The 7,292-nt window shown below is 57.8% G+C and carries 6 protein-coding genes; all 6 read right to left on the bottom strand.

Annotated features, from left to right (window positions below; all coding sequences use genetic code 11):
• Positions 1-173: 173 nt before the first annotated feature.
• Entirely contained in the window at positions 174-929 is a 756-nt protein-coding gene (locus F4V60_RS03715; RefSeq protein ID WP_075729394.1) for an iron ABC transporter ATP-binding protein, read from the bottom strand.
• Positions 926-1,936 (bottom strand): iron chelate uptake ABC transporter family permease subunit, encoded by a 1,011-nt coding sequence (locus F4V60_RS03710; RefSeq protein ID WP_075729393.1) that lies wholly within the window; start codon positions 1,934-1,936, stop codon positions 926-928. Before F4V60_RS03710 ends, F4V60_RS03715 begins: the two co-directional genes overlap by 4 nt.
• Positions 1,923-2,915, bottom strand: coding sequence for an ABC transporter permease (locus tag F4V60_RS03705; RefSeq protein WP_075729392.1), 993 nt, complete (start codon positions 2,913-2,915; stop codon positions 1,923-1,925). Before F4V60_RS03705 ends, F4V60_RS03710 begins: the two co-directional genes overlap by 14 nt.
• Positions 2,916-3,034: 119 nt before the next feature.
• Positions 3,035-4,057: a siderophore ABC transporter substrate-binding protein gene (locus F4V60_RS03700; protein WP_075729391.1), complete on the bottom strand. Its 1,023-nt coding sequence runs from the start codon at positions 4,055-4,057 to the stop codon at positions 3,035-3,037.
• A gap of 184 nt (positions 4,058-4,241) precedes the next feature.
• Entirely contained in the window at positions 4,242-5,549 is a 1,308-nt protein-coding gene (locus F4V60_RS03695; RefSeq protein ID WP_075731028.1) for a M20 family metallopeptidase, read from the bottom strand.
• A 74-nt stretch (positions 5,550-5,623) separates the two neighbouring features.
• Positions 5,624-7,183: an AbgT family transporter gene (locus tag F4V60_RS03690; RefSeq protein ID WP_249041621.1), complete on the bottom strand. Its 1,560-nt coding sequence runs from the start codon at positions 7,181-7,183 to the stop codon at positions 5,624-5,626.
• Positions 7,184-7,292: the final 109 nt, after the last annotated feature.

The following is a 7,292-nucleotide window of genomic DNA, read 5'->3' as shown; positions in this document are numbered from 1 at the left end:
ACCAACCAAAGTCAAACAAGCAACAAACCCGAATAACTCCAGCCCGTAACCTCCCGGCTACCTCGTGGCGACTTCGATAAAGTTACACGCGCCACCAACAACCCACAAATCCCCAGCACAAACCACATAAAGCGCTCTTGTGTATGCCAAGGGTCTGCAGTCAGGTGCCAAACCTAGTGATAGCAGGCCAATGGCCCATCCGGCCCCTCAATGACAGTGATGGGCGTATTGAAGATGGGAGTGAGCACCTCATCGCGCATGATCTCCTCTACCCCGCCGAAGGCAACGATGGAACCATCTTTTACTGCGCAGACATAATCCGCGTATCTCGCAGCAAAGTTGATGTCGTGCAAAACCACGATGATGGTGCGCCCGAACTCGCGTGCGGCACGCTGCAAGTGCTTCATCATCTCCACCGAGTGGGCGATGTCCAGGTTGTTTAGTGGTTCGTCGAGAAGCACGTAGTCAGTCTCCTGGCACAGCACCATAGCTACATAGGCGCGCTGGCGCTGTCCCCCTGAGAGCTCGTCGAGGTACCGGTTTTCGAGCTGATCAAGGTGCAGGAAGTTGATGTACTTGGACACTATCTCCTCGTCGGCCTCACTTAGCCGGCCCTGCGAGTAGGGGAAGCGCCCAAAACCTACGAGTTGACGCACCGTTAGCTTGGTAATGAAGTGGTTTTCCTGTCGCAGGATGGAGAGCACGCGGGCCAATTCCTTCGACTTGGTCGTCGTGACGTCACTGCCCCCGACCTCGATCGTGCCACTGTCCATGGCTAGGAGGCGACCAACCATGGTCAAAAGCGTCGATTTTCCGGCACCGTTGGGACCGATAAGTGCGGTGATGCCGCCAGCGGGAATCTCTAGGCTTACCGGCCCAATGTCAGTCTCACTAGAATACTGCTTGCGGACTTCGGATAGCTTGATCACAGGCGTCCCTTTCTCAAGATTACGAACAGGAATACTGAGCCGCCCACGAGCTCAATGATGATGGAGACCACACCTTGGGCGTAGAAGACGTGTTGCATGAGGAAGTATGCTGCGGTCAATACAGCAAAAGCCGTAGCTACCGCCATGGGAAAGAGGTAGCGGTGGTCGTAAGTATCGGCGAATTGATAAGCCAAGGTCGCTACCAAGAAACCTAAGAAAGTCATCGGCCCCACCAAGGCGGTGGTAATGGCCATGAGTATGGATACCAGCACAAGGGTGAAAATGGCATTGAACTTGTGATTGACGCCCAAGTTGGTGGCGGTATCGCGGCCCAAAGAAATCACGTTGAGGCGCCGAGAGTTGAGGTACAGACCCAACGCGGCCACCAACATGAGCGGAATGGCGATGGGATAGTACTCCGACTCGGCGTTGTTCACGGAACCGAAAAGGCGCGCTGTGAGCACGTCAAACTCCGAGGGGGTGAGCATGCGCTGCATGAATGTGGCCAGCGAGCCGAGCCCGCCGCCAATGACCACGCCGACCAAGAGCATCGCGTGCATGTTATTGCGATTGCTCGTCAGCAGCCACGAGTAGAGGATGAGGGAGAGCAAAATCATCAATGCCATCTGCAACAAGAATCCGTTGAGATTGCGTGCAGTATTGAGCCCGGCGGCGCCGAGGAAAAAGATCGTGGCGGTATTGATAGCCACATAAAGGGACTCAAAGCCCATGATTGACGGAGTTAGAATCCGGTTATTGGTCACCGTTTGAAAAGCCACGGTGGCCGTGGCCTGACAGATTGCGACGACGGCCATAGCAATGACGGCATCGGCGCGGCGCTGGGCAATGAGCCAAAATTTGCGGGTGCCAAACTCCATCGGGTTGCCATAGGCCAAGAGTCCAAAGGCAAATAGCGCACCAGCGGCCAACAAGATGCCGAGGATAACCCAGTACTTTCGCACTGCCTTCCGCGATTGGAAGGAACCAACATTACTACTTGCGTTCACGGGTCGACCTCACGATCAGGGAGACGAATACGACGGCACCGATGACCCCGAGGATCACCGAGACGGGCATTTCAAAAGGCGCAATGATGGTGCGACCGATGAGGTCACAGACCGTTACGGTGGCAATACCGAGTAGGCACACCCACGGGAGGTTCGAACGCAAGTCATCGCCGCGGAACATGCTCACCACGTTGGGAACGATAAGCCCCAAGAAGGGCAGTGCTCCGACAACAACGGTGACAACACCGGTGGCGACGGCAATCAACCCAGTTCCGATGAGGATGAGGCGGTTGTAATTGAGCCCTACGTTGGTCGCAATGTCCTCCCCCAGGCCCGCAACAGTGAGTTTGTCAGCGAAGTAGAAAACCGCGACGAGTACCACCACAACGACCCACAGCACCTCGTATTGGCCCTCGTAGACGGAGGTAAAAGAGCCCATGAACCATATGCCCAGCTGTTGAAGCATGTCGGTGGCTAAAGCGAAGTAGGAGGACACGGCGCTGACGACAGATCCCAGCATGATTCCGATGATGGGCACGATGAGGGAAGAACGCAGCTTTACGCGCCTCAAGAAAGCAAAAAAGACCATCGTGCCCACAAAGGAGAAGATCACCGCGACGATCATTCTTCCCAGAATGCTCGACTGGGGCAAGAACACCAGAGAAACCAACAGGCCTAGACCGGCCCATTCCGTGGTTCCAGTCGTAGTGGGTTCGACGAATCTGTTCTGGGTGAGCAGCTGCATCACCAGGCCGCTCATCGCCATTGCCGCGCCGGCCAGCATCAACGCGATGGTGCGGGGAACGCGGGTGGTATTAAACATTTCCGCGCCATCATCGTGCCCGAAGATGTCATATTCCCCCACCATAAGGGAGATTGCCATCAACGCGATGACCCCTGCTATTCCCAGCAGGAGCTTCCAATCAAAAAGCCGCGCCCGCGTGGGTGTGCGCGTGGGTGTGCTTGTCGTTTCTTTCATTGCTTTTAGGCTTTGTCGCTTTCTGCGTTACTCACACCAAAACTGGAGAGCTCCCCGAGGAGTGCTTTCCGGTTAAGAGAATTGGTGAGTTGAAGTCTCACGCATGTTACTGAGGATCCTTATTTCTGGGCCTCGAAGGCATCAGCCATGGCGTTGAGAATCTCGGTGTAGGTGATGATGCTTTCATTGGTGTAGGTATCGGCCGGGGCGACGTAGACCTGACCTTCCTTGACAGCGGTGACATTTTGCAGCGCCGCGTTGTTCTTCACCAGGGCTCCGCCAGGGGTGTAGCCGTCTTCCTCGGAGGCGACGGCGCCGTCACGGTCCATGACGAGGAGCCAGTCCGGGTTGGATTCTGCGATGGCCTCGACGGAGATGTCATCGCCCTCGTGGTCTTCGGAGCTGTTGGCAACCTCAAGCGCAGGGGTCATCCCAATGAGATCGAAGAGCGGACCGTAGGTACGGCCAATGCCTGGGGCGATGTAGCCGATTTCTCCGCCGGAGGTGTTGACGGCCATGACCTTCTTGGAAGGGTCATAGGCTTTCTTGGCGCGCTCAACTGCGGCATCAAAGTCGGCGATGAGTGCCTCGGCGTCGGCCTCGTGCTCGAATACCTCGCCGAGAGCGGTGGCATGGCGCTTGAGCTCGGAGGAAAAGTCCTTGTCATCGCGCGGCTCAAAATCGAGGACGGGAACTCCGTCCAAAAGCTTCTCAATGTCTTCTTGGTGCTGCTCGAAGCGCTGACCATTCCAGACCAGATCTGGGTCGGCGGCGACCAAAGCCTCTAGATCCGGCTCGCGGTGGTTGCCCAAGTCTACCTCGACGTCGGCGTAGCGGTCACGCAAAGAGGCGGGGATGATCTTCTTCGGAGCGGCGACGATATTGACATCCCAGTCTGAGAGGATTTCGAAAGCGCGGTTATCCGTGACTGCAGCGCGCTCGACCGGAAGGGTTACGGTCTTTTCGCCGAAGTTGTCTTCGATCTTCAGCTCACCGGCTGCAGCGGTGGCGGTGGAATCTCCAGCGGCGGCAGAGGAAGCACTCGATGAGGTTCCTTCCCCTTCCGAGTTAGAGCAGGCGGAGAGCAGGAGTGCTGCTGCCGCCACGGAGGCAATTAGAGAACGACGAATCTTGTGGACCATATTTTCCTTTGTAGACGTTTTAGATTGAGCGAGTACTCACTTAACTTAACTGAACCAACCCTAAGTACTCAACAATATGCAACGTTCTTGTGTCCTAATTGCTTGTTGTCCCTGCGCAGAGAAACAGGGGCGGGTGCCCCCACGGCACCACGCCCCTGTATCTGGAGCGACGAAATATTCGGTTCTACTCCCCCAAAAGCTCCTGCACGGAAACTGGACCTTGTGCGTCAAACTCCGCCTGCGCCAAGGCGCGGAATTGTGGATCCGCTAGGAAGTCAATAGCGACTTGCGCGAGTCCCGCCGCGGAATCGACCGCCGCGCTCACGGCTGCCGGGGTCTGCGCCCACTCGGCGAAGGCCTCCGTATGCAAGGCGACGTCGGAAGGCGAGACCTTGACCATAGGATGAATTCCTGGAACCAAGTGCGAAACGTTTCCGAAGTCGGTGGAGGCGGCCACGGTATCGGGCACGGTTCCGGCAGGCAAGGCCGTCCTTCCGCGCAGGGCCTGCGCCCTAGTCCACCGCTCGACCATCATCTCGTTATTACGCACAGGCAAGGTCATGGGGTGCTCGTCCCATTCGACCTCCACCTCCACCCCAGCCATGACGGCAGCGGCTCGCACGATATCGTCGACGCGGCGCGAGAGATCCATGAGGGTATCCGTTCCCAAGGATCTAGCAAAGATGTGCATGTGCGCCTCGCGGGGAATGATCGAAGGCCGGTCGCCGCCGTTCATAATCGCGTGAACGCGGTCACTAGGCGGCATCTGCTGGCGCATAAGCCCTATGCCCTGATAGGCCAAAGAGGCTGCGTCCAGCGCGTTCCGTCCCATGAAAGGCTGGCTGCTCGCATGGGCCGCGACGCCGCGGTAGGTCACCTGCACGCTGCGCCTACCCACCCAGGCTTGGGAGCCGATGTCGTAGCCGAAGCCATGGATCATAACAGCGGCATCCACTCCCTTCAGGCTGCCACCGCGAATCATGTATTCCTTGCCGGAGTGCCCTTCCTCAGCAGGGGTGCCCTGGATCAGGATGCGCCCTTCCACCCCACCCAAGCTCGAAATAGCCTGCGTGGCCGCCAAGAATCCACCCACTCCGGCGGCCGCGATGACGTTGTGCCCGCAGGCATGGCCGATGTTGGGCAGAGCATCGTACTCCGCCATGATGGCGACCGTGGGGTGGACCACCGGGTCGTAGCCGGGGCTTGTCCACTCGGCCTCGAAGGCGGTGGGAACCCCATAAACGCCACGCTCAACGGGGAAGCCGCGTTCAGAGGCGATGCCGCTGAGCAGAGCCATCGAGCGGTGCTCCTCGAAAGCGGTCTCAGGATGATCATGCAAGTCTCGCACGATCATCTCCGCTAGGGGCTGGTTGGCATCCGCGCTTGCCGACGCCTCCTCCCACAAGGCCTGCTGCCCAGGATAGGACTCACGGTCATCGACCGCGGCCTCCTCGTGCGCTGCGGCCACCTTGGCCAAGATGGACTGCTCCATCGCGTCTAGGTACGCGGTAGAAGGCTTATTAACCGGCGTTGAAGCTTCGAAACTGTTGTTCTGACTCACTATTCTTATCCTTCAATCATAATTCCGTTGCCGGGGCCGAGCGGAAGATCGGCGTAGAACCACACCGCCAGGACAAGAGTCCACGCGATAAAGAAGGGAATAACGAAAGGAATCAGCCGCGAAATCAGCGTTCCAAGGCCCGCCTTTGGTTCATAGCGCTGCAGGAATCCCAACATAACAATCATGTACGGATTAAGCGGGGTGATGATCTGGGTAGCAGAGTCACCTACGCGGAACGCGCCCTGCACGAAGGCCGGCTCATAGCCAAGAAGAGCAAACATGGGCACGAACACCGCGGCCATGAGCGTCCACATCGAGGAACCAGAGATGATAAGCAAGTTGAGCAGCGAAGCCAGGACGATGAAGGCAAAGATGGCCGGGAAACCGGTCAAACCAATCGACTCGAGGAAGGCCGCGCCCTTGACTGCGGTGAAAGTACCGATGCCGGTCCAGGCAAACAACGCCACGAACTGACCCAAGATGAAGGCCAAGATGAGGAAGCTCATCATGTCCTTGAGTGCGCCGATCATCATATTGACCACATCGCCGATGCCCTTGACCGTACCCACAACTCGGCCGTAGACCACGCCGAATACTAGGAAGAACAAGAACACCAAGAATACGATGGAGCTCATCAGCGGAGACTTAGGCAAGAAACCACCGGTCTCGTTGCGCCAGGGCGAGCCTGGAACCAGGATGGCTGCGATGACTATGGCTGCCACAATGATCGTGGCGATACCGGTCCAGACAAGGCCCTTCTTTTCGATGGGCTTGAGCTCGGCGGTGATTTCCTCGCCATCCTCGTTCCGATCGCCGCGCTCGGCGGCGTCCTCTGCATCGACATGCTCCTCAGTGGGGATGTTCTGCTTCCACATGCGTGGCTCAACCACGTGGGCGATGATGAAGCCGGACAAGATGCCGAGGACGATGGAAGAAGTAACGTTGAAGAAGTAGTTCGACATCGCGTTGACGTCACTGTAGTGGACACCGGGGAGGGTCTCCATGACAGCACCGGTGATACCGGCGAACAAGGCATCCAGCGAGGTGGGAACCATTGCGGTGGAGTATCCGGCACCCACGGCAGCAAAGCCACCGATGAGCCCGGCCACGGGGTGGCGGCCAGCCGCCTTGAACACCATGGCCGCCAGGGGCGGGACGATGACGAACGCGGCGTCGGCCATGATCGAGGCGGTAACGCCGATGATGCCAACCGCATAAGGCAGGACCCAGCCCTTTGCGGAGCCGAAAAGCCTACGAATGAGCGCAGAGAGCATTCCCGAGCGCTCTGCCACACCAACTGCCAACATGATGGGCAGAACGGTGACCAGCGGCGGGAAGTTGATGTAGTTCGCGCCCATCGTGGTGGTAAACCACGTCAGGCCCTCGCCGGTAAACAGGCCCTTGACGGCCTGTTCCTCGTCGGTGCCGGGAACCACAACGGTGACGCTATTCCAAGCAAGAATGGATGAAATAACGCCCGTGAGGACGAACAAGAACAAAAATATTGTGAAAGGCTGCGGAAGTTTGTTTCCCAGGTATTCAACCCCGGACAGGAACTTATCTATGGCCCCCGTTTTGCTCCCCCCAGAGCCAGAGTCCTTCTCTTGGACGTATTCTTGCTTCTTGGGGTTTTCTTCTTTTAATTCCACGGCGCCTCCTTCGGCTTCGCACGGA

The sequence above is a fragment of the Corynebacterium flavescens genome, assembly GCF_008693105.1.
GTDB lineage: Bacteria > Actinomycetota > Actinomycetes > Mycobacteriales > Mycobacteriaceae > Corynebacterium > Corynebacterium flavescens.
Note: the sequence above shows the minus strand (reverse complement) of the source record. Positions and strands in the feature narration are given on the sequence as shown.